This is a genomic window from Vibrio sp. CDRSL-10 TSBA, from assembly GCA_039696685.1.
In the GTDB taxonomy this organism is placed as follows: Bacteria; Pseudomonadota; Gammaproteobacteria; order Enterobacterales; family Vibrionaceae; genus Vibrio.
In genome coordinates this window covers 816,853-842,171 of the sequence record CP155566.1, presented here as the reverse complement: position 1 = coordinate 842,171, position 25,319 = coordinate 816,853, and the positions used below count along the sequence as shown (strand labels likewise).

At 52.2% G+C, this 25,319-nt stretch carries 15 protein-coding genes and 7 pseudogenes; 11 read left to right on the top strand and 11 right to left on the bottom strand.

Annotated features, from left to right (window positions below):
- Nucleotides 1-79: 79 nt before the first annotated feature.
- The 4 genes and pseudogenes from ABDK09_11340 (at nucleotide 80) to ABDK09_11325 (ending at nucleotide 3,097) form a co-directional block, all read left to right on the top strand.
- A pseudogene (locus ABDK09_11340) lies at nucleotides 80-1,796 on the top strand (proline--tRNA ligase).
- A gap of 152 nt (nucleotides 1,797-1,948) precedes the next feature.
- The gene (locus ABDK09_11335) at nucleotides 1,949-2,596 is read left to right on the top strand and encodes a tellurite resistance TerB family protein (GenBank protein XAW90090.1); all 648 of its coding nucleotides are present in this window, start codon (nucleotides 1,949-1,951) and stop codon (nucleotides 2,594-2,596) included.
- 104 nt (nucleotides 2,597-2,700) lie between these two features.
- Nucleotides 2,701-2,904 carry a YaeP family protein gene (locus ABDK09_11330; GenBank protein ID XAW90089.1) on the top strand — a complete coding sequence of 68 codons (204 nt, stop codon included), beginning with the start codon at nucleotides 2,701-2,703 and terminating at the stop codon, nucleotides 2,902-2,904.
- 1 nt (nucleotide 2,905) lies between these two features.
- Nucleotides 2,906-3,097, top strand: coding sequence for a DUF4250 domain-containing protein (locus ABDK09_11325; GenBank protein ID XAW90088.1), 192 nt, complete (start codon nucleotides 2,906-2,908; stop codon nucleotides 3,095-3,097).
- Between the two features lie 104 nt (nucleotides 3,098-3,201).
- Here the strand turns inward: ABDK09_11325 and purL are convergent.
- Nucleotides 3,202-7,098: pseudogene (gene purL, locus ABDK09_11320) on the bottom strand (phosphoribosylformylglycinamidine synthase).
- A 309-nt stretch (nucleotides 7,099-7,407) separates the two neighbouring features.
- On the opposite strand from purL, the pseudogene mltF reads away from it, so the two are divergent.
- Together mltF and ABDK09_11310 are read left to right on the top strand one after the other, a co-directional pair.
- Nucleotides 7,408-8,977: pseudogene (gene mltF / locus ABDK09_11315) on the top strand (membrane-bound lytic murein transglycosylase MltF).
- Between the two features lie 352 nt (nucleotides 8,978-9,329).
- Entirely contained in the window at nucleotides 9,330-9,461 is a 132-nt protein-coding gene (locus tag ABDK09_11310) for a hypothetical protein (protein XAW90087.1), read from the top strand.
- A gap of 182 nt (nucleotides 9,462-9,643) precedes the next feature.
- Here ABDK09_11310 and tadA read toward each other — a convergent pair whose 3' ends face one another.
- Together tadA and ABDK09_11300 are read right to left on the bottom strand one after the other, a co-directional pair.
- Nucleotides 9,644-10,177, bottom strand: coding sequence for a tRNA adenosine(34) deaminase TadA (gene tadA, locus ABDK09_11305; protein XAW90086.1), 534 nt, complete (start codon nucleotides 10,175-10,177; stop codon nucleotides 9,644-9,646).
- A 110-nt stretch (nucleotides 10,178-10,287) separates the two neighbouring features.
- The gene (locus tag ABDK09_11300; GenBank protein XAW90085.1) at nucleotides 10,288-11,160 is read right to left on the bottom strand and encodes a LysR family transcriptional regulator; all 873 of its coding nucleotides are present in this window, start codon (nucleotides 11,158-11,160) and stop codon (nucleotides 10,288-10,290) included.
- Between the two features lie 265 nt (nucleotides 11,161-11,425).
- On the opposite strand from ABDK09_11300, the pseudogene ABDK09_11295 reads away from it, so the two are divergent.
- Nucleotides 11,426-12,560, top strand: a pseudogene (locus tag ABDK09_11295) (S-(hydroxymethyl)glutathione dehydrogenase/class III alcohol dehydrogenase).
- 128 nt (nucleotides 12,561-12,688) lie between these two features.
- Nucleotides 12,689-13,585 (top strand): S-formylglutathione hydrolase, encoded by an 897-nt coding sequence (fghA, locus tag ABDK09_11290; GenBank protein ID XAW90084.1) that lies wholly within the window; start codon nucleotides 12,689-12,691, stop codon nucleotides 13,583-13,585.
- A gap of 83 nt (nucleotides 13,586-13,668) precedes the next feature.
- On the opposite strand, the gene ABDK09_11285 is transcribed toward fghA, so the two are convergent.
- The 4 genes from ABDK09_11285 to ABDK09_11270 all read right to left on the bottom strand — a co-directional run bounded on the left by ABDK09_11285 (nucleotide 13,669) and on the right by ABDK09_11270 (nucleotide 15,798).
- Nucleotides 13,669-14,118 carry a prepilin-type N-terminal cleavage/methylation domain-containing protein gene (locus tag ABDK09_11285; GenBank protein XAW90083.1) on the bottom strand — a complete coding sequence of 150 codons (450 nt, stop codon included), beginning with the start codon at nucleotides 14,116-14,118 and terminating at the stop codon, nucleotides 13,669-13,671.
- 63 nt (nucleotides 14,119-14,181) lie between these two features.
- Complete coding sequence (locus ABDK09_11280; GenBank protein ID XAW90082.1) at nucleotides 14,182-14,637, bottom strand: hypothetical protein; 456 nt, start codon at nucleotides 14,635-14,637, stop codon at nucleotides 14,182-14,184.
- On the bottom strand, nucleotides 14,634-15,317 hold the full coding sequence (locus ABDK09_11275; protein ID XAW90081.1) for a prepilin-type N-terminal cleavage/methylation domain-containing protein: 684 nt from the start codon (nucleotides 15,315-15,317) through the stop codon (nucleotides 14,634-14,636). Before ABDK09_11275 ends, ABDK09_11280 begins: the two co-directional genes overlap by 4 nt.
- Nucleotides 15,295-15,798, bottom strand: a complete 504-nt coding sequence (locus ABDK09_11270) for a GspH/FimT family pseudopilin (GenBank protein ID XAW90724.1) — start codon at nucleotides 15,796-15,798, stop codon at nucleotides 15,295-15,297. Before ABDK09_11270 ends, ABDK09_11275 begins: the two co-directional genes overlap by 23 nt.
- 97 nt (nucleotides 15,799-15,895) lie before the next feature.
- Here ABDK09_11270 and ABDK09_11265 point away from each other — a divergent pair, with 97 nt between their 5' ends.
- Nucleotides 15,896-16,333, top strand: a complete 438-nt coding sequence (locus ABDK09_11265; GenBank protein XAW90080.1) for a type IV pilin protein — start codon at nucleotides 15,896-15,898, stop codon at nucleotides 16,331-16,333.
- Between the two features lie 150 nt (nucleotides 16,334-16,483).
- Here ABDK09_11265 and dnaJ read toward each other — a convergent pair whose 3' ends face one another.
- From dnaJ to grpE, 4 genes and pseudogenes are all read right to left on the bottom strand, one after another.
- Nucleotides 16,484-17,632, bottom strand: coding sequence for a molecular chaperone DnaJ (gene dnaJ / locus ABDK09_11260; protein ID XAW90079.1), 1,149 nt, complete (start codon nucleotides 17,630-17,632; stop codon nucleotides 16,484-16,486).
- Between the two features lie 240 nt (nucleotides 17,633-17,872).
- Nucleotides 17,873-19,787, bottom strand: a pseudogene (dnaK, locus tag ABDK09_11255) (molecular chaperone DnaK).
- Nucleotides 19,788-20,069: 282 nt separating this feature from the next.
- A pseudogene (locus tag ABDK09_11250) lies at nucleotides 20,070-21,342 on the bottom strand (dicarboxylate/amino acid:cation symporter).
- A 341-nt stretch (nucleotides 21,343-21,683) separates the two neighbouring features.
- Nucleotides 21,684-22,295 carry a nucleotide exchange factor GrpE gene (gene grpE / locus ABDK09_11245; protein ID XAW90078.1) on the bottom strand — a complete coding sequence of 204 codons (612 nt, stop codon included), beginning with the start codon at nucleotides 22,293-22,295 and terminating at the stop codon, nucleotides 21,684-21,686.
- Between the two features lie 227 nt (nucleotides 22,296-22,522).
- Between grpE and nadK the strand changes: the two genes are divergently transcribed.
- The gene (nadK, locus tag ABDK09_11240; GenBank protein ID XAW90077.1) at nucleotides 22,523-23,407 is read left to right on the top strand and encodes an NAD(+) kinase; all 885 of its coding nucleotides are present in this window, start codon (nucleotides 22,523-22,525) and stop codon (nucleotides 23,405-23,407) included.
- Nucleotides 23,408-23,542: 135 nt separating this feature from the next.
- Nucleotides 23,543-25,208: pseudogene (gene recN, locus ABDK09_11235) on the top strand (DNA repair protein RecN).
- The last annotated feature ends 111 nt before the right edge of the window (nucleotides 25,209-25,319 follow it).

Sequence of the window (25,319 nt, the reverse complement as noted above, 5' to 3'; positions counted from 1 at the left end):
ATACTGCGCCAGCGACAGCGGCAGCAGAGTGAATGACACGAGCGGTGATCCCATCAACTTTTGATAAACGGATACATAAATGCGTACCAGTAAATATCTTCTTTCTACTCTGAAGGAGACTCCAAACGACGCAGAAGTTGTGAGCCACCAGCTCATGCTACGTGCGGGCATGATCCGTAAGCTAGCTTCAGGTCTGTACACCTGGCTACCTACCGGTCTGCGCGTAATGCGTAAAGTAGAAAACATCGTTCGTCAAGAAATCGATAATGCAGGTGCAATCGAAACTTTGATGCCCGTTGTTCAGCCGTTTGAACTTTGGGAAGAGACAGGACGCAGCGAAAAAATGGGTCCTGAGCTACTGCGCTTTACTGACCGTCACGAGCGTCCGTTTGTCCTGAGCCCGACTGCAGAAGAAGTGATCACCAGCCTGGTGCGTAACGAAGTCAGCTCGTACAAGCAGCTGCCACTGAACCTGTATCAGATCCAGACTAAATTCCGTGACGAACGCCGCCCGCGTTTTGGTGTGATGCGTGCACGTGAATTCTCGATGATGGACGCTTACAGCTTTGACATCGACAAAGCGGGTCTGCAGAACACCTACGATGCGATGCACGACGCATACTGTAAAGCATTCGACCGTATGGGTCTGGACTACCGTCCTGTGCTGGCAGACAGCGGTGCTATCGGTGGTAACGGTTCTCAAGAGTTCCACGTACTGGCAGAAAGCGGCGAAGACCTGATTGCGTTCTCAACCGAATCTGACTACGCAGCGAACCTGGAAAAAGCCGAAGCGCTGGCGCCTGCGGATGCAGCGGATGCACCAACTTTAGAAATGACTCTGGTTGACACCCCGAACGCGAAAACCATCGCGGAGCTGGTGAACCAGCACGGTCTGCCAATCGAAAAAACCATCAAGACGCTGTTCTTCAAAGCGTCCGATGTTGTTGATGCGCCAATCGTTGCGCTGCTGGTTCGTGGTGACCATGAGCTGAACGAAATCAAAGCGGAAAACCTGCCGGAAGTGGCTGCGCCGCTGGAAATGGCAACCGAAGAAGAGATCCGAGCTCTGGTTGGCGCAGGTCCTGGCTCACTGGGTCCGGTTGGCCTGAAACTGCCATGCATCGTTGACCGCAGCGTGGCTGTGATGAGCGACTTCGCCGGTGGTGCCAACATCGACGGTAAACACTACTTCGGTATCAACTGGGGTCGTGACGTAGAAACTGGGTCGCGTAGAAGACCTGCGTAACGTGGTCGAAGGCGATCCAAGCCCATGTGGTAAGGGTACCATTCAGCTGAAACGCGGTATCGAAGTGGGTCACATCTTCCAGCTTGGCACCAACTATTCAGAGAAAATGAACTGTAACGTTCTGGGTCCTGACGGCAAAGCCGTGACTCTGGAAATGGGCTGTTACGGTATCGGTGTATCACGTGTGGTTGCGGCAGCTATCGAGCAGAACAACGACAAATACGGCATCATCTGGCCGGATGCGATTGCGCCATTCCAGGTTGCTATCGTGCCAATGAACATGCACAAGTCTGAGCGAGTTCAGGAAGCGGCTGAGAAACTGTACGCTGAGCTGACTGCAGCGGGCATTGAAGTACTGTTTGATGACCGTAAAGAGCGTCCGGGCGTTATGTTCTCTGATATGGAACTGATCGGCGTACCGCACACGGTGATCATCGGCGATCGCAGCATGGACGAAGGCAACTTCGAATACAAAAACCGTCGCAGCGGTGAGAAATCTCCGGTTGCAATGGATCAAATCGTCGAGCACATCAAAGCACAACTGGCCTAATACCAGGCGATTGATGGTAACATCGATGACGGAAAAGCTGCCTGCGGGCAGCTTTTTTTATGCCCATTAATCTGCCATTCATCTTGCCTGTCCTACACTAATCCGCAATCTGGTGAGTTTATGCCAGCCCTGAGACAAGCAAGGAGAACAGTATGGATCTGAAATCACTACTTAATCAGGCACTCAATTCTGATCTGGTGCGCAAAGGAACACAGCAGGCCAAATCCGCAACGCAAAATAAAAGCCAGCTCGCCACCTTTGGTGCCGGTGCGCTCGGCGGCGGTCTGCTTGGCGTACTGATGGGCTCGAAAAAGAGCAAGAAGATGGGCAAAACTGCGCTCAAAGTTGGTGGCGCGGCCGCTCTCGGCGCACTGGCTTATAAAGTGTATAACGACTGGCAGGCTAACCAGCCCGCTTCCGCTCCGCCGGCAGACAGTTTCGATGAACACAACCCGCGCCATGAACTCTTGATCGTCAAAGCCATGATTGCGGCCGCCAAAGCCGACGGGCATGTTGATGACGCCGAGATGGACAAGATCAACCAGGCCGTCACTGAACTCGGCGCCGATGCCGGCGTGGCACAGCTGATTGAGCAAGAGCTGAAAAAGCCGCTCGATCCGGCCGAAATTGCCCTGCTGGCCCAGACACCGGCCCAGGCCTCCGAGATCTACCTCGCCTCCCTGCTGGTTGCTGACGAACAGAACTTCATGGAAAAAGCCTATCTGGATGAACTGGCCAAACAGCTGCGCCTTGAAGACGAACTGGTCGCACGCCTCAATCAGCAGGTCAGTGGTGAATAAATCGCCACTCGCACATAAGCCTTGCGCCAGAACAAACCTCAGGTTTTGTCTTCATACCCGGCTCTGTGTATATTGAGAACAGATACCATTTAGAGGGCAAAACCATGCAAGTGTATACCTGTTGTGACCTGGTGCGAGAGCTTTATGCCCAGATTGGCAGTGGCGATCAGGCTTATGTGCCAAAAGCGATCTCCTGCGCGGTACGGGCGTTGAACGACGTAGCGGCAGATACATCCCTGCCACTGGAAACGCGCGAGAAGGCGGCCTTTGCGGCAGCGAATTTACTGATTTCAGACTTTGAGGACTAAGATGAACCTGGCCAATTTCGAAACTATGGATCCTGTCATGCTGATGAGCATCGTCAACATGAAACTGCGCGATGATTTCTCCGGTGATTTGGACCAACTGGTGGCGTACTTTGATATTGACCGTACGGCGCTGGAAGCTCGTCTGGCGACAGCCGGATTTGATTACTTGCCTGAAGCGGGCCAGTTCCGTTAACCCGGAATAACCGCACGATTTATCAAATTCAAGACATAAAAAAGCGCAGACCGAAGTCTGCGCTTTTCATCAATTCGCCAGGCGTTTGCCCGCAAAGACAGGGATTAACCCAGGTTCTTACGCGCGTTCTGGAACATACGCATCCAGGCGCCGTTTTCACCCCAGCTGTCCGGGTGCCATGAGTTCGCGACGGTACGGAATACACGTTCCGGGTGCGGCATCATGATGGTCACACGGCCGTCTGCTGTTGTCAGACCGGTAATCGCGTTTGGCGAGCCGTTCGGGTTGTTCGGGTACTGCTGAGTCGGGTTACCGAAGTTATCCACGAAACGCACCGCTACCGTACCAGACTGCTCAATCGCGTTCAGGTGGGCTTCATCGCGCACTTCAACACGACCTTCACCGTGTGATACTGCGATAGGCATACGAGAGCCTGCCATACCATCGAAGAACACAGAATCAGATTTCTGTACTTCAACCAGGCTGAAGCGAGCTTCAAAACGCTCAGATTCGTTACGTACGAAACGTGGCCACAGGTCAGCGCCCGGGATCAGCTCTTTCAGGTTAGACAGCATCTGACAGCCGTTACACACACCCAGAGAGAAAGTGTCCTGACGGTTGAAGAAACTGCTGGAACTGTTCACGTGCCTGAGCATTAAACAGTACTGACTTCGCCCAACCTTCACCGGCACCCAGTACGTCACCGTATGAGAAGCCGCCACAAGCAACCAGACCCTGATACTCGTCCAGTGCCGCCTGACCAGTCAGAATGTCGCTCATGTGAATATCAACCGCATCGAAACCGGCACGGTCAAACGCCGCGGCCATTTCAACGTGCGAGTTTACGCCCTGCTCACGCAGAATCGCCATCTTAGGCTTAGCACCTTTCGCAATGTAAGGCGCTGCTACATCTTCGTTGACATCGAAGCTCAGTGCCACGTTCAGACCCGGGTCAGTGTTGTCTTTCTTAGCCACAAATTCCTGGTCAGCACATGCCGGGTTATCACGCATCGCTTGCATCTTATGCGTGGTTTCTGCCCAGATGGTACGCAGTTCAGTACGCGAGCGATCCAGCAGTACGTCTGCACCAGAAGCCACCACAAAGCGGTCTGAAGCTTCTACCGAACCGATAACGTGTGAACACTGTGCCAGACCTTTGTCTGCCAGCGTCGCCAGTACCGCATCCAGTTCAGCGTTCTTAACCTGAACCACAGCACCCAGCTCTTCGTTAAACAGCGCCGCCAGAGCGTCGTCGCCCAGTGCCGCGATATCTGCCTGCACACCACAGTGGCCAGCAAACGCCATTTCCGCCAGAGTCACCAGCAGACCGCCGTCGCCTTTATCGTGGTAAGCCACCAGCTTGTCTGCGCGAACCAGAGTCTGCATCGCATCAAAGAAGCCTTTCAGCTGCTCTGCGTTGTCAACGTCAGCAGGCTTGTCGCCCAGTTGCTTGTAAACCTGAGTCAGTGCAGTTGCACCCAGACGGTTTTGACCGTTACCCAGGTCAACCAGTACCAGAGACGTATCGCCTTGGTCAGTGCGCAGTTGTGGTGTCACTGTCTTGCGTACATCTTCAACACGGCCAAACGCAGTGATAACCAGTGACAGTGGTGAAGTCACTTCTTTGCTTTCGCCGTTCTCTTCCCACTTGGTCTTCATCGACATTGAGTCTTTACCAACCGGAATAGTCAGGCCCAGCGCAGGACACAGCTCTTCGCCGACCGCTTTAACTGCTTCGTACAGACCCGCATCTTCACCCGGGTGACCGGCCGGAGACATCCAGTTTGCTGACAGTTTAATGTGTTTGATATCGCCGATATCGGTCGCCGCGATGTTAGTCAGAGACTCACCGACTGCCAGACGCGCTGACGCGCCGAAGTCAAGCAGAGCAACCGGAGTACGCTCACCCATCGACATCGCTTCGCCGTGGTAAGTATCGTAGCTCGCTGCCGTTACCGCACAGTTTCGCCACTGGCACCTGCCAAGGACCAACCATCTGGTCACGTGCAACCAGACCCGTTACGGTACGGTCACCAATGGTGATCAGGAAGGTTTTTTCAGCGACAGCTGGCAGACGCAGTACGCGCTCTACCGCATCATTGAGTTCAATGCCATTGCGATCCAGCGCCGGGCTGTTGACTTTCAGTGTCGTCGCTTCACGGTGCATCTTCGGCGCCTTACCAAGCAGGATATCCATTGGCATATCGATTGGCGTGTTATCGAAGTGGCTGTCTTCCAGCGTCAGGTGACGCTCTTCAGTCGCTTCGCCCACAACGGCGTAAGGTGCACGTTCACGCTTACAAATCGCGTCGAACTGGGCCATGTTTTCTGCCGCGACCGCCAGTACATAACGTTCTTGTGATTCGTTACACCAGATTTCCAGCGGGCTCATACCCGGTTCATCGTTCGGTACGTCACGCAGCTGGAATTTACCGCCACGGTTACCGTCATCCACCAGCTCAGGCAGTGCGTTCGAGATACCGCCCGCGCCCACATCATGGATAAACGCGATTGGGTTAGCATCGCCCAGCTGCCAGCAGCGATCGATCACTTCCTGACAACGGCGTTCCATCTCCGGGTTTTCACGCTGTACAGAAGCGAAATCCAGATCTTCAGCCGATTGACCAGACGCCATAGAAGAAGCGGCACCGCCACCCAGGCCGATGTTCATCGCCGGGCCACCCAGTACAATCAGCTTAGCGCCGACTGGGATCTCTTTCTTCTGCACGTGCTCGTCACGGATGTTACCCATACCGCCGGCAATCATGATTGGTTTGTGATAACCACGAATTTCTTCACCCGCGTGAGAAGTAACTTTTTCTTCGTAAGTACGGAAGTAACCCAGCAGGTTCGGACGACCGAATTCGTTGTTGAATGCCGCGCCCCCCAGAGGGCCTTCCAGCATGATGTCCAGCGCGCTGACGATACGACCAGGTTTGCCGAAATCGCTTTCCCATGGCTGAACAAATTCAGGAATACGCAGGTTAGATACGGTAAAACCAACCAGACCCGCTTTTGGCTTACCACCGATACCGGTTGCGCCTTCGTCACGGATTTCGCCACCGCTGCCGGTTGACGCGCCTGGCCAAGGTGAAATCGCAGTTGGGTGGTTGTGCGTTTCCACTTTCATCAGGATGTGCGCATCTTCGTGATGGTAGCCATACTGACGAGAATCCGGGTTCGGGAAGAAACGACCGACTTTAGAACCCGTCATAACCGCCGCGTTGTCTTTATAAGCAGACAGCACGTGATCCGGCGTGGTTTCAAAAGTGTTTTTGATCATCTTGAACAGAGATTTATCCTGCGCAACACCATCGATGGTCCAGTCTGCGTTGAAAATCTTGTGACGACAGTGCTCTGAGTTCGCCTGAGCAAACATCATCAGTTCGATGTCGTTTGGATTGCGACCCAGTTTGGTGAAGTTTTCCACCAGGTAATCAATTTCATCTTCTGCCAGAGCCAGACCCAGAGAAACGTTCGCCTCTTCCAGAGCTTTACGGCCACCCGCCAGAATATCCACTTCAGTGTGAGGAGCCGGTTTCTGCCACGGTAAATAGCGCCTGTGCTGCTTCCAGTTCGCTGAACGTCACTTCCATCATGCGGTCATGCAGCAGCGCTTTCAGCGCCGCAACCTGCTCTTCGCTCAGAGCCTGCTCGCTTTCGATGTAGTAAGCCGTGCCACGCTCAAGACGTTTCACCTGAGACAGACCACAGTTTTGCGCGATGTCGGTCGCTTTTGAAGACCAAGGAGAAATCGTACCCGGACGAGGAGTAACTAACAGCAGTAACCCCTGAGGTTCATGTTCTTGAATGGTTGGACCGTAAGTCAGCAGCTTCTCTAACTTTTCGAGTTCCGCACTATCCAGATCGGCTTTGAGATCAGCAAAGTGCATAAACTCAGCATAGATGCCGGTCACTGGCAGGTTTTGTTCACGACAAGTTTCCAGTAGTTTGTTAACTCGAAACTCGGAAAGCGCTGGGGAGCCACGCAAAATTCTCATGTGCTTAGGTCTCTTATATGCAAGTGATTAAGATGTAATTGGAATAAATTCATATAAATAACAGCAGATTAGGCTATTTTTCACTGAACTCATACCGATTTCATCTGTCGTTTGCGTGCGCATTATAGAGGATTTTTTTTTGTGACGTAACACCAAAAGCAACCGTTTGCGTCATTTTTTTTCTTAAATTTGAATTTCCACTCATTTGCTCAAATGTTAGACGCAAATTCCAGCCATTACCTGCAAAACTTTGCCAAGTGGATGGGGTTTGGTATAAAGGCAGCACTTGACGTAAGAGATTTCGAATTCATGACCAAGCTTTCCTTCGCCTCACTGAGTCGCATCGTATTGCTGGCCGCCTTTACTTTACTGGCCTCTGGCTGCCAGATCGACTCCGAGCCTAAAAGTGAGCTCGACCATATCCTGGAACGTGGCGTATTGCGTGTCGGGACCCTCAACAATCAGCTGTCCTACTATATTGGTCCTGATGGCCCTGCCGGTCTCGATTATGAACTGGCGCGTGAATTTGCCCGCGAACTGGGGGTAAAGCTGGAAATGAAACCGGCTTACCGCCTGGCGAGCCTGTTCCCGGCATTGAAGAATGGCGAGATAGACATCATCGCGGCCGGTTTGAGTCAGTCTGAGCAACGCCTGAAAAATTATCGCGCCGGCCCTGCTTATTACTACGTATCCCAGCAGATCGTCTACAAGAAAGGCGAATGGCGGCCGCGTAATATTGAGCAACTGCTGGCAAAACAGAATGAACTGTACGAAAACAATGGCGAACAGCCCATCCTGAGCGTGGTGGATGATTCGCACTTCGAGAGCACGCTCAACAGCATGAAGACAACCTATCCGGAATTTCGTTATCACGTCGACAATAACGCCGACGTAAACGATCTGCTCAAGCAGGTTTCAGTGGGGGATCTGCCATTTACCATGGCCGATTCGGTCGAGATTTCCCTGTCGCAGCGTATCTATCCCGATATCGCGACGGCGTTTGAGCTGACCGAAGATCAGCCGATTTCCTGGTTTATGCGTCGCTCGGATGATGAAAGCCTGTACGCGATGATGATTGAGTTCTTCGGTAACCTCAAACAGTCCGGCAGCCTGGCCTCGCTGGAAGAGAAATACATCGGCCATATCGGCAGCTTTGATTACGTCGATACCCGCGCCTTTATCCGCGCTCTGGATAGCCGCTTACCCAAATGGATGCCGCTGTTTCAGAAATATTCGGAAGAGTTCGACTGGCGTCTGATTGCCGCACTGGCGTATCAGGAATCGCACTGGAATCCGAATGCCAAATCGCCGACCGGGGTTTCGCGGCATGATGATGCTGACCCTGCCGACCGCGCGCAGCGTCAATGTCACCAACCGTCTTAATCCGGAACAGTCGGTGCGCGGCGGGGTGGAATACCTGCGCCGTATGATAGAGCGGGTACCCGATTCGATTCCCGATCACGAGAAAATCTGGTTTGCCCTTGCCTCTTATAACGTCGGCTTCGGCCATATGATGGATGCGCGCCGCCTGACCAAGTTACAGGGCGGTTCGCCGGATTCCTGGGCCGATGTGAAAGATCGTCTGCCACAGCTGCGCCAGAAACGTTACTTCACCCAGACCCGCTACGGCTATGCGCGCGGCGATGAAGCGCTCAGTTACGTGGAAAATATCCGTCGCTATTACCAGAGTATTATTGGTCATGTGGAACAAAAACAGCTCGAAGACAGCAACGCCAGTACCGACGATTTAGCCGTCATCAGTATCGAAGAGCCGGTGGACAATGAGAATACAGAATCGGATGAGTACAGTGATGAGTTAGATCCGGTACCGAGCAGCGCCGAGCCTGCCAGCGCAGCGCAGGCGACAGGTTCGCAATAATCCACTTGCTTTTTGCCCGTAAAACCCATACATATGAAGGGGCCACTGCATGATATCACCATGTGCTGGCTCCTTTTGTGTTAGCGGGTAGCAACTGTCTCAGCCCGGTACTCAGGCTGCGATGCAACGCTGCTGTCACACAAACACAATAAGCTGTTATTTTTGGGTTTCCTGCTCGTCTCTTCCCCCAAGCTCTTTGCTCTGCAATATGACGGTGATCAGCCGTTTCACTTTGCTGTGGCAGTGTGCTGCGGGCACCAACCGATTCCGGACGCTGTATGCTCAGCATCACAGTCAGGTGTGGAGTGTGAGTAGGGTTTCTTGTTTATAGTCAGTTGTAGGAGGGTGTTTTATGCTGCGACGTAAACGTCACACAAAACTCCTGAATAAATCCAGTTCGGCCAACCGCCGACGCCGTATGATGGCCAACAGCAAACGCAAAGTGCTGGCCCGTCATCGCGCGTATGTTCAGTTATCAGGATAATGCTCAGTTTCCGGACAAGGTAACCTTCTTCGGGTAAGCTCCGGGATGCAAACATCTACCACAAGTAGATGTTTGCCAATAACCCTGTTCCTGCCATTAAGCCCTGCTCCTGCCACTAAACTAAGCTTCCGGTCATTAAACTCATTCTTTTGGCTATCCAGCCAGTTCTTGTTGTAAACCACTTATTCACTGCCCGCTTGCTGCTGCGCTTGTTTCTCGGCCTCTTTGCGCGCTTTAATCTCTTTGCGCCGGCGCTGAAAGAAGGCCTGCAATTGCTCACGACACTCCTGCTCCAGTAAACCTTTTTCAATCGTGGCGTAATGATAGGCCGCCTGACTGCTGAACAGATCCAGCACAGTACCGGCGGCGCCCGCTTTGAGATCCGGCGCGCCGAACACAATGCGTTTCACCCGGCTGTGCAGCAAGGCTCCGGCACACATCGGGCATGGTTCGAGCGTGACGTATAAGGTGGTATCGAGCAGACGATAGTTACTTAGCACTTCTCCCGCTTTGCGCAGCACCTGAATTTCCGCATGCGCGGTGGCATCGCAAGCCGTAATCGAACGGTTCCAGCCTTCGGCAATCACCGCGCCATCTTTAACCAATACCGCGCCGACCGGCACTTCACCTTGTGCTTCTGCCTCAGCAGCCAGCTCCATCGCGCGGCGCATAAAGAGTTCATCCTGGGGAGTAAAAGAGTGTGTACTGTCTGTCATGAGGGCCTCATTGTTCGGTGAAGCGCGATTATAGCAAGCTCACAGGGCGGATATTCAAATTAAATTCGCTCGCCAGCTCATCAGCCAGCAAAACGAGTCACTCAGCGCCCTTACGCCGGCAGGTGCTGGGCAAGGTAATCCACCAGCAAACGCACTTTAGGGGACAAATGGCGGTTTTGCGGATAGAGCGCCCACACCCCTTCGCGATCATCACGATAACTGGGCAACACTTCAACCAGGCGCCCCGATTCCAGATGCTCGGAGACGTAATAATCCGGCAACTGCGCCAGCCCCATACTTTTCAGCACTGCATCGAGCAGCACCACCCCGCTGCTGCAACTGATGCGTCCTTTAACCCGGATCGAGCGCGACTGATGGTTTTCTTTAAAGCGCCAGTGATCATACGTACCGATCAGACAATAGTGCTGATTGAGCTCCGACAGCGTGTGCGGCGTACCGTACTGAGCCAGATACTCAGGTGTGGCACACACGTACAGATGGCGGTTGCTCAGACGGCGGGCAATAAAACTTGAATCATCGAGCTGGCCGAGCCGCACCGCGACATCAACGCCCTGTTCAATCAGATCCAGCTTCTGGTTACTGAGCACCAGATCCAACTCCAGCTGCGGATAGAGCTGCAAAAAGTCATGCAGCAGCGGCGCGATTTTTTGCTCACCATAAGTCACCGGCGCAGTCACTTTCACCTTCCCTTTCGGCGTCTGCTGCATCTGGGTCACGGCGAGCTCAGCCTGCTCCAGCCCCTCAAGCAATGCGCGGCACTGCAGGTAATAAACCTGCCCGGCTTCGGTCAGCGAGACTTTACGCGTCGTGCGCAGCAGCAGTTTTACCCCCAGACGCTCTTCCAGCACCGCCACCCGGCGGCTGACGTTAGCAACCGAGGTCGTCATACGCAGCGCGGCCTGAGTAAAACTGCCGGTTTCCGCCACCGCGACAAATTCATTGACCCCTTCCCAGCTTGCCATAGCCCCTCACTTAGCCTGATTACCACGATAAGCTTATCGTAATTACAATTACTTACCGTTTGATTATTACAAATTCGTAAAAGTCATTCTCACTTTACACCGATTATAACAAGCTGAGAAGGATCTATACTGATTATCTTAGTTCGCACTCCGGCGTCGTTTTCCCGAGCGATAGCGCTCTGACCCGGACGCAGACAATTGAATCAGTTTGATGGTGTCACGCACTCCGTCTTTCACCTTTAATGTTATGAAAAGGAATCACTCCATGTCACAAGACAAATTTATCAAATCTCGTGCTGCGGTAGCCTGGGGACCAAAAGAGCCACTGAAAATTGAAGAAGTGGACGTAATGCTGCCGCGTAAAGGCGAAGTACTAGTGCGTATCGTGGCGACCGGTGTATGTCACACTGACGCGTTCACCCTGTCTGGCGACGATCCGGAAGGCGTGTTTCCCGTCAATCCTGGGTCACGAAGGTGGCGGTATTGTGGAAATGGTCGGCGAAGGCGTAACCAGCGTTGAAGTCGGCGATCACGTTATCCCGCTTTACACTGCAGAGTGTGGCGAGTGTAAATTCTGTAAATCTGGCAAAACCAACCTGTGTAGCGCAGTGCGTGAAACTCAGGGTAAAGGTCTGATGCCAGACGGCACCACCCGTTTCTACAAAGACGGTCAGCCAATCTACCACTACATGGGCTGTTCAACCTTCTCTGAGTACACTGTACTGCCAGAAATTTCACTGGCGAAAGTGAACAAAGAAGCGCCACTGGAAGAAGTGTGTCTGCTGGGCTGTGGTGTGACCACAGGTATGGGCGCAGTAATGAACACCGCGAAAGTGAAAGAAGGCGACACGGTTGCTATCTTCGGCCTGGGCGGTATCGGTCTGTCTGCGATCATCGGTGCACGTATGGCTGGTGCGAGCCGCATCATCGGTATCGATATCAACGAGCGTAAATTCGACCTGGCAAAACAACTGGGCGCGACTGACTGCATCAACCCGAAAAACTTCGACAAGCCTATCCAGGAAGTGATCGTTGAGATGACTGACGGCGGTGTAGACTTCTCATTCGAGTGTATCGGTAACGTGAACGTAATGCGTCAGGCGCTGGAATGCTGTCACAAAGGCTGGGGTGAGTCTGTCATCATCGGTGTTGCCGGTGCAGGTCAGGAAATCTCAACTCGTCCGTTCCAGCTGGTAACCGGTCGTGTATGGCGTGGTAGCGCATTCGGTGGCGTAAAAGGCCGTTCACAACTACCTGGTATCGTAGACCAGTACCTGGCGGGTGAATTCGGCCTGCAAGAGTTCATCACTCACACCATGTCACTGGACAAGATCAACGAAGCGTTTGACCTGATGCACTCAGGTGAAAGCATCCGCTCAGTGATTCACTACGACAAATAATCGCGTAATCACTCACGTCGATTGCAAATAATCCCGACTTAGGATTATCCCGCACATTAATCAGGTTGCAGCACTGCCAACAGCGCTGCAACCTTGTGCTATCGGAATACTCTGTCCAAGGAGCAAGAATGAGTCTCACCAATCTCAGTCAGGCTAAGGTGTTTGAAGGCTGGCACAAACAATATCAACACCGCTCAGACGTGCTGAGCTGCGACATGCGTTTCGCTATCTACCTTCCACCGGAAGCGTCTTCGACCAATCCGGTTCCGGTCCTGTACTGGCTGTCAGGCCTGACCTGTACCGACGAAAACTTCATGCAAAAAGCCGCTGCTTTCCAGAAAGCCGCTGAGCTGGGTATCGCGATCGTTGCCCCGGACACCAGTCCGCGCGGCGAAGGTGTGCCGGATGATGCCGAAGGTGCCTACGATTTCGGCCTCGGCGCAGGTTTCTACCTTAACGCCACACAAGAGCCATGGAAGCAGCACTACCAGATGTACAGCTATATCGTTGATGAGCTGCCACAGCTGATTGAAGCCCACTTCCCGGTCAACAAACAGAAAGCGATTTCCGGCCACAGCATGGGCGGCCACGGTGCACTGACCATAGGTATGAAAAACCAGGATCAGTACACTTCTATTTCAGCCTTCAGCCCGATTTGTCATCCGATGACAGTGCCATGGGGCCAGAAAGCGTTCCGTCACTACCTGGGTGAAGATAAGTCGACCTGGGAACAGTACGACGCAGTCGAGCTGATGAAAGCGCTGCCGGTCAAAACGCCGATTCTGGTCGATCAGGGTGAAGCAGACAGCTTCCTCAGCGAGCAGCTGAAACCGGAAACCCTGCAAGCCGCGGCGGAAGCCAAGCAGCTTGATGTGCAGATTCGTCTGCATCCGGGTTACGACCACAGCTACTTCTTTATCCAGAGCTTTATTTCAGAACATCTGGCGTTCCACGCCCGGTTTCCTGAAAGCGTAAGCCAAAAGGCGAATCTGTATTTCACTATCGCCCTGCGTTACCCCGGATAGCAACTAAGCCCGCAGCTGCGGGCTTTTTGTTATTCACAACAACATGCCTCGCCCTAAACCATGGTTTTTCCGCTTATCACTTATCATTCATTATCAGTCTGATCGTGCGTATAGCGTGACAGCAGGGTGCTTAGTTCTATGCTGCGTTCGCCACCCAGTCGATCCTGCCAGATCACTTCGATCCGAATCGATTTCAGCACCGGGCTGAGTGCAGTCACACTCCAGAGCATACGATAATCCGGCCCGACAACCTCTTCACCGCTGACCACATCACGTTCAAAATCCGCGACCGCCAGTTCAGATAACGAGGATTGTGCGCCCCGGGTATGAAACCAGGTCAGCTTTTGCTCCGCCAGATCAAGCGCCTGCCCGCTGCGCTGTGCATAGTCGCTGCGCTGCTCAATAAACAGCTGCCAACTCATCAGACCCAGCACTCCGACACTGACCAGAATAAAGGCGATCATCACTTCAATCAGGCTGAATCCGTGCGCCCGGCTTACCGCCACATGCCGGCTGACGCGGCTAGTTTCCATTGCCTATTTTCCCCTCTCAAAGCAGTTCCTCTGAAAGCAGTCATTACCATCGTAATTCCCATCTCACCGTGCGCTCCACGATCCCGGCTGCCAACTGATACTCTGTTGTTGCTCCGCCTCGCTTTCTGTGTCTTCACCGCTAACGGTGTCGGCCCCGACGACATAGGCCAGAGTCCGTTGTATCCGCCGGTAGCCATAACTAGCGCCTACCGTCACTAATCCGGGCTGGCCGTGTTCGTTCGGCTGTACCACCTGGTAATCAAACTGCACTGAACCGTGCTGATTACACAACGCCATACTGGCACTGTCCGGCACTTGCCCCGATTGATGAGCAACACTTAGCACACACTCCAGGCCGCCTTCCGCTATCCAGAACTGCTGACGTGAAATCAGCTCATTGTGAGCCCGTTTGATTTGATAGAGCAGAGCCTGATGCAGCCCAAGCGTCATCACCAAAGCCAGCATCAGCAGCAGTGACACCACCAGCAGGGTGATCATGCCCTTGGCGTTGGTTGTCATTGTCCGTTACGGGTTAAAAGCTGAAAGGAAAGGCTGTGACTGAACTGCGGCAGCCTGGTCAGCAGCGCACTGAGCCTGACCTCGGTGAGCAGAGCAGTCGCCTGCACGCCCGCCACTCGCCGCGTCGTTACCCGAAACTCTGAGACCCGGATCTGGCGTGGTTCAAACAGCGAATAACAGTTCCCGCCCCAGCCCGAGTCCGACGCCTGAAGAAAAGTGAGCGGTGCAGGCTGAGCTTTCTCGCAGATACGCAGTACGCCTTCTTCACGGTCAAAGCGATACACTACATTGCGATACGCCTGCTCACCACGCTCGGCAACGCGGTAAACATAACCCAGTGATGCGGCATCAGGCCCCGACTGGATAACATCATCGCCACCCGACAGAGTCACTGACCCGCCGGGATCAAATCCGGCCTGGTAGAGATCCTCTTTCAGCACCTGCATTACACTGTTCATATTCTGCACCAGCAGCAGTTGCTGGCTGCGCTCTGCCACATAAGCCTGACCTCTAATCATTACCTGGCTGGTCACAGACAGCGCCATCAGCCCGAGTAAAGAGGCCACCATCATTTCAATCAGCGTTAGCCCGCGCTGAGATTTCGGGCCGTACTGACATTTCGGGCCATGCTGAAATCGCAGGCCGCGATGAAACGGGCTAATCACATTTTGGATAGCCATAGCTCTCCTCCTCCGGTGAACAGACCATCACCCGGCTGGCGCCAAATGACGTGGTGAGACGCAGCGCCGCAGAACCTTTGCCATCGGGCTGGAAATAGAAACTGCCGTTGCTGACTTTGCCACGTACGCCATCAAACTGAATCCGGTCGCGCGCAAAGGTGGCACTCAAGCTGACCGCGCTAAACTCGCCGCCATCGAGCGTCATTAATCGTTCTCCGCTACCGGGTTCGCTGCTGTCACTCAGAATCAGACGCCAGTGACTGTCGTTGTCTGCATCCCAGACAATATGCCCCCATAAATCGCGGTTACGCAGCACGGCCTGAGATTTGGCGTTATGGATGAAACCCTGCAACTGCGCCGCCAGAGAACGCATCGTTTCCCGGCCGGTCACCTGGCTGAAATCAGGTATCGCAACTGCCAGCAAAATGCTCAGTATGACTACCGTTATCAGCAGCTCAAGCAAACTAAATCCGCGAACCATTTCCAAGAACCTCATGCAATCAGAGAGAGAACCCATAACCCGTCTTACTATCAGGCTAACAACTTTCACAACGGGCTGAATACAGACAGGAAAAGCGATGGAAATGATTCGAATAAATAACTGCAACAGAGGACAAAACAACATTCAGGGTATGACGCTGATCGAATTGATGCTGGCGATGACGCTGCTGCTGATACTCTCAGCCCTGACCTATCCGCTCTATGATGACCACATACAGCGCACGCACCGCCGCCTGGCTCTGAGTGACATGACCCGGATTCAGTTGCAGCTTGAAACCAGTTACCGCAATGGCTATCACAGCCAGGAGATATTTGACGCCGGCCACTGCCTGCTGTGTGAATCGGACCCGACGCATTACCGCATCGGACTGGATCTGTCTGACGGTGGTTATCTGATTTATGCCACGCCGCAAGCGCAAAGTGACCAGAACAGCGACAGGTGCAGCGGACAAAGTTATGCCAGGCTGACGCTCAGCAGCCAGGGGGAACGTGAACCCGTTGCCTGCTGGCGCTGATCAGCAGGCACAAAAAAGGCCTGCAATGCAGGCCTTCGTTAATTATCGTTGTAAGTTAATAACCATAGGATTAAGTTAATAACCATCGGATTAACTAGTTACCAGTTTAGGAACTGGTTACCGGGTTAACTTAACGAATATGTGTTCAGCTTAGCTGGTCAGATCGTCGAAGAACTTCTTCACACCGTTGAAGAAACCTTCCGATTTTGGCTTGTGCTTATTAGCCGCTTCGCCACCGCAAGATTCTTCCAGTTCACGCAGCAGCTCTTTCTGACGCGCGCTCAGTTTCACCGGAGTTTCCACCACCAGTTTCACAATCAGGTCACCGACAGCACCACCGCGTACACTCTTCACGCCTTTACCACGCATGCGGAACATACGACCGGTCTGAGTCTCTTCCGGCACTTTCAGGTTAACACGGCCATCCAGCGTCGGCACTTCGACTTCACCACCCAGGGCAGCCATCGCAAAGCTGACCGGTACTTCACAGTACAGGTTATTGCCTTCACGTTCGAAAATATTGTGCTCTTTAACGTGCACCTGTACGTACAGATCGCCCGCCGGAGCCCCCATTTCGCCCGCTTCGCCTTCACCAGCCAGACGGATACGGTCACCGGTATCAACACCTGCCGGGATCTTCACATTCAGCGTCTTAGTCTGCTGCTTACGGCCCTGGCCATGACAAGAATCACAAGGATCTTTGATGATTTTGCCTTTACCGTGACAGGTCGGACAGGTTTGCTGCACTGCAAAGAAACCCTGACGCATCTGTACCTGACCGTGGCCATGACAGGTGCCACAGGTCTGAGCCGAGGTGCCTTTCTTCGCACCAGAACCGTCACAGGTATCACAGTGCACCAGAGTCGGAACCTGGATCTCTTTCGAACAGCCACGTACCGCCTCTTCCAGAGTCAGTTCCATGTTGTAACGCAGATCTGCGCCACGCTGTGGACGCGGAGAACCGCCGCCACGACGACCACCGCCGAAAATATCACCGAAGACGTCACCGAAAATGTCGCCAAAATCAGCACCGCCGCCGCCGAAACCGCCGCCGCCAAAGCCGCCACCGCCCTGTTCAAAGGCTGCGTGGCCATACTGGTCATAGGCTGCTTTTTTCTGAGGATCAGTCAGAATCTCATACGCTTCTTTTACTTCTTTAAACTTATCCGCAGAGCTGGCATCACCCTGGTTACGGTCCGGGTGGTATTTCATCGCCAGGCGTTTGTACGCCTTCTTAATATCGCGCTCAGAGGCATCACGGCTAACGCCTAATACTTCGTAAAAATCACGTTTTGACATGTTCTAGGTCACCAATCTGTTACTGCAAACGGCGGGGTTACGCCGCTTGGTGGTTGTATCGACATAGTTAAAGAATCTAGGCCCTAGGTCCTAGGATCCTAGGTTCCTTAACTAAGTCGACAAATTTACGGGCGTAAGAGTTTCCCCCAACGCCCGCATCAAACTTCGTGTTTCCCGTGTGGGAAGAGTCGAAGATGAAGGGCCTGAATTGTACAAATTCAAGCCGCTTCAGACAAAGAATTATTTCTTGTCGTCTTTCACTTCTTCAAACTCGGCGTCAACCACGTCGTCATCTTGCGATGCTGACTGCTGACCAGCATCAGCGCCTTGCTGTGCCTGAGCTTTCTGCTGAGCGATTTCCATCAGTTTCTGAGAAGCCGTCATCAGCGCTTGAACTTTCGCGTCGATTTCCGCTTTATCTTCACCGCGCTTCGCTGTTTCCAGCTCGTTCAATGCAGTTTCGATTTTCTCTTTCTCGTCAGCAGGAAGAGCGTCACCCGCTTCTTCGATTTGCTTACGAGTACCGTGGATCAGTTGGTCAGCCTGGTTACGTGCAGTTGCCAGCTCTTCGAACTTTTTGTCCGCTTCTTTGTTAGCTTCTGCTTCCTGAACCATTTTCTCGATGTCTTCATCGCTCAGACCACCAGATGCCTGGATAGTGATGTTCTGCTCTTTACCAGTTTGCTTATCTTTCGCTGATACGTGCAGGATACCGTCCGCGTCCAGGTCGAAGGTTACTTCGATCTGTGGCATACCACGTGGTGCAGCTTGGATGCCTTCCAGGTTGAACTGACCCAGAGACTTGTTGTAAGTCGCCTGTTTACGCTCACCTTGCAGTACGTGGATAGTTACTGCGTTTCTGGTTGTCTTCTGCAGTTGAGAACACCTGGTTCGCTTTAGTAGGAATCGTGGTGTTTTTCTCAATCAGCTTAGTCATTACGCCGCCCATAGTCTCGATACCCAGAGACAGTGGAGTAACGTCCAGCAGCAGTACGTCTTTAACGTCACCCGCCAGTACGCCACCTTGAACTGCAGCACCAACCGCTACCGCTTCATCAGGGTTCACGTCACGACGAGCTTCTTTACCGAAGAAGTCAGCAACTTTCTTCTGAACCATAGGCATACGAGTCTGACCACCCACCAGGATAACGTCAGTGATGTCTTTAACAGACAGGTCAGCATCTGCCAGTGCCACTTTCAGTGGTTCCAGAGAACGTTGTACCAGGTCTTCAACCAGAGATTCCAGTTTCGCACGAGTCACTTTAACGTTCATGTGCTTAGGACCAGTCGCGTCTGCAGTGATGTACGGCAGGTTCACGTCTGTTTGCTGTGCAGAAGACAGTTCGATCTTCGCTTTCTCTGCTGCTTCTTTCAGACGCTGCATCGCTAGCGGATCGTTTTTCAGGTTGATGCCTTGTTCTTTGTTGAACTCTTCAACCAGGTAGTTGATCATGCGGTTGTCGAAGTCTTCACCACCCAGGTGAGTGTCACCATTGGTTGCCAGAACTTCGAAGGTTTTCTCGCCTTCAACTTCATCGATCTCGATGATTGAAATATCGAATGTACCACCACCCAGGTCGTATACCGCGATAGTGCGGTCGCCGCCTTGTTTGTCCAGACCGTAAGCCAGAGCTGCTGCAGTCGGTTCGTTAATGATACGTTTTACTTCAAGACCTGCGATACGACCGGCATCTTTGGTTGCCTGACGCTGCGCATCGTTGAAGTAAGCTGGAACTGTGATAACCGCGCCGGTTACCTTCTCGCCCAGGTAATCTTCAGCAGTCTTCTTCATTTTCTTCAGAACTTCAGCTGAAACCTGTGGCGCCGCCATTTTCTGGCCTTTCGCTTCTACCCAAGCGTCACCGTTGTCTGCCTTAACGATTTTGTAAGGCATGATAGAGATGTCACGTTGCACTTCTTCGTCTTCATAACGACGACCAATCAGACGTTTGATTGCGAACAGCGTGTTTTCTGGGTTGGTTACAGCTTGACGTTTCGCTGGTTGACCAACTAGCGTTTCACCATCTGTGTACGCAATAATAGAAGGTGTTGTACGCTCACCCTCAGCATTTTCAATTACGCGAGGTTTGTCGCCATCAAGCACAGCAACACATGAGTTAGTAGTACCTAAGTCAATACCAATGATTTTACCCATCAGGCTATCTCCGAATAAATTCTATGTTCGTTTTGCTATACCCCTTATGTGGGGGTGGAGAATCGGGTTTCAACCCTGCTCACCAACAAAAACGTTGATGTTTGTTTCTCGTATGCCCCATAGATAAGGGCGCCAAGAGCCTTTTCAAGGGCCAGATTAAAAAAAGTTTTAATTTTTCTCACTCTGGCGTGGCAAATCGCCTCTCCTGAGCAATAAAAAAGCGAAGCCGCTTGGCTTCGCTCTGAAATATAAGCAGATTATATCGCTCTGTAGCACGCTTTTTTAACGTGACTCTGTTGCCAGTTCACCGCCCGCTTCTTCTTCAGCCAGCGCACCTTCACTTTTGGCAACGATGGTATTAACCGCCGTATCACCCACCACGTTAGATGAAGTACAGAACATATCGTTAATCCGGTCAACCGCAGCGATAATTGCCAGACCTTCTGGTGGCAGGCCCAGCTGGTGCAGCAATACGCCAACCATCACTACACCGCCGCCCGGAACACCGCCTGCGCCAATCGACAGCAGCAGAATCGTCAGGCCCAGAGTAAAGATATCGGCCGAGTTAATTGGCTGGCCAAACGCGTTGGCAACAAAAATGGTCGCAAGCGCAATATAGATAGACACACCGGACATATTCATGGTCGCGCCAAGCGGCACACCGAAACCGGCGACCGATTTTGACACTTGCAGCTTTTCAGTCAGGGTACGCATCGTAACCGGGATGGTCGCATTGGAGCTGGCGGTCGAAAGCGAGAAACAGCACCTGCTCACGGGTCGCGCGCAAAAATTGCTTCGGTGAAACGCTGGTTGTCATGCCGACGACCACCGGATAGAAAACGAAAATCCAGAACACCAGCATCACCACCACCAGGGCTACATAGCCGGCGACAGAGAACAAGGTATGCGCATCCAGCGTCGCACCCAGTTGAGTCATCAGGGCAAATACACCGTATGGCGCCAGGCTCATCACCAGGCCAACCAGCTTCATCATGATTTCATTGGCCATTTTAAAGGTGCGGATCGCAGGGCCACCACGAGAGTCCAGCGCCTGAATTGCCAGACCGGTCAGAATCGCCATAAAAATAATTTGCAGCATGTCACCGTTAGCAAACGCCTGTACCGGGTTACTCGGTACAATGTTTACCACCAGCGAGAAAATGTCCGGCGTTTCTGTTGTGGTCAGCTTAACAGCCTGCGAAACCGTCCCGGCCAGATTCGCATCCGCGCCCGGCTGGAAAATCATGCCAACGGTCAGTGCCGCCGCAATCGCAATAATGGTGTTAATCAGGTAGAGCGCGAAGGTTTTGGTTCCCAGGCGTCCAAAAGCCGAGATGTCTTTCAGGTCAACAATACCGCATACGATCGATACGTAAACCAGGGGCACCACCAGCAATTTGATCAGAGAAACAAACATCCCGCCTGCGCCTTCTGCTGCGCCAAGCAGGTATACATCAAACAGGGCAACGCCCGAAAAAAGGTACTGAATACCAGTGCCAAGCACCAGACCAGCAAACAAACCTAAAAATATTTTTGTTGAGAGCGATTTATTCATCGTTCCACTCCAGATTGTTGTGTTGAGCATTTCTAGTTATACAGCCGTTTATGTCACATATTGTGCAAAACGTGCGCGCATCATACACAGCAACCCCACAATCCAAAGTATTTATTTACAAAAATGTTACATAGAGCAAATTAGAATAATGACCACTTTTTATCCATAAAGGCCATATTAAACTCTAATGCGTTGTTTTTAGTGTTATTTCTATTATTAATTAGTATTCAATGATAGAACCCCATAAGCAACAGTGAGTTAGTGCACTTTCAGGCATAAAAAAAGAGAGACAATCGTCTCTCTTTTTCGTTAATCGTTTTAGCCGTTATGGCAGATGATGCTTATTTAGCAACCATTACCATCGCCGGACGCACAACACGACCATTCAGCTCGTAACCTTTTTGCATCACAAACATCACTGTGTTTGATGCATGGTCAGGGCTTTCCTGAATCGACATCGCCTGGTGCAGCTCCGGATTGAACGCTTCACCTTCCGGGTTGATCTCTTTCAGACCAAATTTAGCAATCGCATCGACGAACGTTTTATGAGTCAGCTCAACGCCTTCCAGAATCGGTTTAATCGCTTCTACTTCACCATCAGCCGACTGAATCGCACGCTCCAGGTTATCAATAACCGGCAGCAGCTCTTCAACAAAACGACTCAGAGCGAATTTACGCGCTTTGTCGATTTCCTGCTCGCTGCGGCGACGCATGTTCTCAACTTCAGCACGGGCACGCAGCACGGCATCCTGCTGCTCTTTAACACGCTCTTCACTGGTCAGTAAAGCGGCTTCCAGCTGAGCGATCTTCGCTTCTTTCTCATCAAGTTCGTCTGCAGAGTCAGCGCCTTGATTCCAATCGATATCAGCATCAGTGCCTACGGCTTCCGCTTCAGTTTGTACCGCGTCTTGCTGCAGCTCTTCGTCTTTCATCTTGTTTTCTTCGTTGCTCATGATATCTCCAGAACTCTTATCACTTATGTGCTAAGGAGTTGAAATGCTTATGAGATTATTACTGTTTTCCTCAGTAAGTCGCTGATAATGGCGACCTGGTCTAATATTTGACCGGAAAACCGCAATAAGCCCTCGTTTCCTGACACAAAAATTCGCATAAAAGCGTAACTTGCCTTTATTATGGGGATGAAGAATTCTGATTCAAGCCTAATTCGGTTGGAAAACTTATGAAAAACCCGTTTGAAGTGATCGCCATCATTGGTAAACCCCGGGATCAACAAGCAATTCAGACACATAAAGATCTCTACCATTGGTTAACTTCTTTAGGTAAGTCTGTGTTTATCGATGATCGGTTACGTGACATCCTGACCGATATCCCCAGTGACCACTTTGCCAGTCTGATTGAACTGGGCAAGCATGCTGACCTCGGCATCGTTGTCGGTGGTGACGGCAACATGCTCGGTGCTGCACGCGTCCTTTCCCGCTTCGATATTTCGGTTATAGGCGTCAACCGCGGTAACCTCGGCTTTCTGACGGATCTGAATCCGGAAGATTTTCAGGATCGCTTGCTCGATGTGCTGGCCGGTAATTATCTGGAAGAAGAGCGCTTTCTGTTGGAAGCGGAAATTCACCGCCACGGCCAGGTCAAAAGCCAGAACGCGGCACTGAACGAAGCCGTGCTGCACCCGGGCAAAATTGCTCACATGATTGAGTTTGAAGTCTATATCGACAACAACTTCGCCTTCTCCCAGCGCTCTGATGGCCTGATCATTTCAACGCCGACCGGTTCCACCGCCTATTCGCTTTCCGGCGGCGGTCCGATTCTGTCGCCGAGCCTGAATGCCATCACCCTGGTGCCTATGTTCCCGCACACCCTGTCGTGCCGCCCGCTGGTAGTCGATGGCAAACGCCGCATCAAACTGATTGTCTCGCCGGACAATCGTGGCACTCAGGAAATCAGCTGTGACGGCCAGGTATCCCTGCCGGTATCACCCGGAGATGAAATCCATATTTATCAAAGCCCTAATGTGCTGAAACTGATTCATCCGCAAGACTACAGCTACTACCATGTATTGCGAAATAAGCTCGGCTGGTCGAGTAAGTTGTTCTAAATCAGGCACTCCTCGATCTGGATCACACTTTTTCGCTGGTTACGCAAAAGATTTCACCTGGACAACTTTACTGTATAAAGAAACAGTATATACTGTTTTCTTATACAGTATTGTTCAATTATACAGGTGCACAAAATGCTGGCTCATCTAAGTGTAAATAATTTTGCGATTGTTAAAGCTCTGCAACTCGAGCTGTCAAAGGGAATGACCACCATCACCGGTGAAACCGGTGCCGGTAAATCGATTGCCATTGATGCGCTTAGCCTCTGTTTAGGCGGCCGCGCGGAAGCCAGCATGGTGCGACAAGGTGAAGAAAAAACCGAAGTCAGCGCCGCTTTTGTCCTCGATAACAATATTCACGCCACCCGCTGGCTGGAAGATAACGAACTGCTGGACGGCAAAGACTGCATTCTGCGCCGCACCATCAGCAAAGACGGCCGTTCACGCGCCTTTATCAACGGCAGTCCGGTCCCGCTATCCCAGCTAAAATCTCTCGGTCAGCTGCTGATCAACATCCATGGTCAGCATGCCCACCAGCAACTGATGAAGCCGGAACAACAGCTGGCGATGCTGGATCAATACGCCGGCCACGGCGAACTGATGAAAAAGACCCGCCTTGCCTACCAAAACTGGCGTCAGGCTAATAATCAGTTGAAGCAACTCAAAGAGAACAGCCAGCAGAAACCTGGCTCAGCTGCAACTGCTCGAATACCAAATCAAAGAGCTGAACGAACTGGCGATCGGCGAAGACGAATACGCCGAACTGGAGCAGGAGCACAAACGTCTGGCTAACAGTGGCGAACTGGCGATCAACTGCCAGCAAGCGATTGAACTGCTGTACGAAGGTGAAGACGTTAACGCACTCGGTATGCTGCAAAGTGTCAGCCATACCCTGATCGAACTGGCGGAAATGGACACCAAACTGGCCACTCTGCCGAATATGATCAGTGAAGCCATGATTCAGCTCGAAGAAGCCAACAGTGAACTGCGTGCTTATCTGGATAATATCGATGTGGATCCGGAGCGGATGGCGTATGTCGAAGAGCGCTACTCACGCATTATGTCACTGTCACGCAAACACCATGTGCTGCCGGAAGAGCTCTACCAGCATCATCAGGATCTGCTGCAGCAAATCGAACAGCTCGACTGCTCGGAAGAAAAAATGTCTGAGCTGGAAGAAGAAGTCGGCAACAAATACCAGTTATTGGTTAACGTGGCTGAGAAACTGCACAAATCACGCAGCCGCTATGCCAAAGAGCTGGATAAGCTCATCAGTCAGAGCATGCATGAACTGAGCATGGAAAAAGCCGAATTCAAAATCGATGTGTGTAATCAGGGCGGCCACCCGTCTCCCCTGGGTTTTGATTCCGTGACCTTCCTGGTCTCAACCAACCCGGGCCAGCCGCTGCAACCGATCGCCAAAGTTGCTTCCGGTGGTGAGCTGTCACGGATTTCTCTGGCAATTCAGGTCATCACGGCGCAGAAAGTCGATACGCCGAGCCTGATTTTCGATGAAGTCGACGTGGGTATCTCAGGCCCGACGGCCGCCGTGGTGGGTAAAATGCTGCGCACCCTGGGCGAGTCCACCCAAGTCATGTGTGTCACCCACTTACCTCAGGTGGCAGGCTGTGGCCATAACCAGCTGTTTGTCGCCAAGCACACCAAAGGCGGTACGACTGAAACCCAGATGGTCAAACTGGACAACGAACAGCGCGTGGCTGAGCTAGCCCGTCTGCTCGGTGGTAGCCAGATCACAGAATCGACCCTGGCCAATGCCAAAGAGCTGCTTATCGCGGCTTAATCGACAAAATTTGCTAATTTTTGTTCGCGCTTTGCAACCTAATTCAAAATTCGCAGTCATAAAAAGCTCAGGGAGAGTGTGAAGTTTTTACTTCTGCCCTGAGCTTGTTTA

Bases quoted from the DNA above. Each gene is read 5' to 3' on its own strand.
- ABDK09_11335 (XAW90090.1), top strand. From the start codon at position 1,949: ATGGATCTGAAATCACTACTTAATCAGGCACTCAATTCTGATCTGGTG.
- ABDK09_11330 (XAW90089.1), top strand. From the start codon at position 2,701: ATGCAAGTGTATACCTGTTGTGACCTGGTGCGAGAGCTTTATGCCCAG.
- ABDK09_11325 (XAW90088.1), top strand. From the start codon at position 2,906: ATGAACCTGGCCAATTTCGAAACTATGGATCCTGTCATGCTGATGAGC.
- ABDK09_11310 (XAW90087.1), top strand. From the start codon at position 9,330: ATGCTGCGACGTAAACGTCACACAAAACTCCTGAATAAATCCAGTTCG.
- tadA (XAW90086.1), bottom strand. From the start codon at position 10,177: ATGACAGACAGTACACACTCTTTTACTCCCCAGGATGAACTCTTTATG.
- ABDK09_11300 (XAW90085.1), bottom strand. From the start codon at position 11,160: ATGGCAAGCTGGGAAGGGGTCAATGAATTTGTCGCGGTGGCGGAAACC.
- fghA (XAW90084.1), top strand. From the start codon at position 12,689: ATGAGTCTCACCAATCTCAGTCAGGCTAAGGTGTTTGAAGGCTGGCAC.
- ABDK09_11285 (XAW90083.1), bottom strand. From the start codon at position 14,118: ATGGAAACTAGCCGCGTCAGCCGGCATGTGGCGGTAAGCCGGGCGCAC.
- ABDK09_11280 (XAW90082.1), bottom strand. From the start codon at position 14,637: ATGACAACCAACGCCAAGGGCATGATCACCCTGCTGGTGGTGTCACTG.
- ABDK09_11275 (XAW90081.1), bottom strand. From the start codon at position 15,317: ATGGCTATCCAAAATGTGATTAGCCCGTTTCATCGCGGCCTGCGATTT.
- ABDK09_11270 (XAW90724.1), bottom strand. From the start codon at position 15,798: ATGGTTCGCGGATTTAGTTTGCTTGAGCTGCTGATAACGGTAGTCATA.
- ABDK09_11265 (XAW90080.1), top strand. From the start codon at position 15,896: ATGGAAATGATTCGAATAAATAACTGCAACAGAGGACAAAACAACATT.
- dnaJ (XAW90079.1), bottom strand. From the start codon at position 17,632: ATGTCAAAACGTGATTTTTACGAAGTATTAGGCGTTAGCCGTGATGCC.
- grpE (XAW90078.1), bottom strand. From the start codon at position 22,295: ATGAGCAACGAAGAAAACAAGATGAAAGACGAAGAGCTGCAGCAAGAC.
- nadK (XAW90077.1), top strand. From the start codon at position 22,523: ATGAAAAACCCGTTTGAAGTGATCGCCATCATTGGTAAACCCCGGGAT.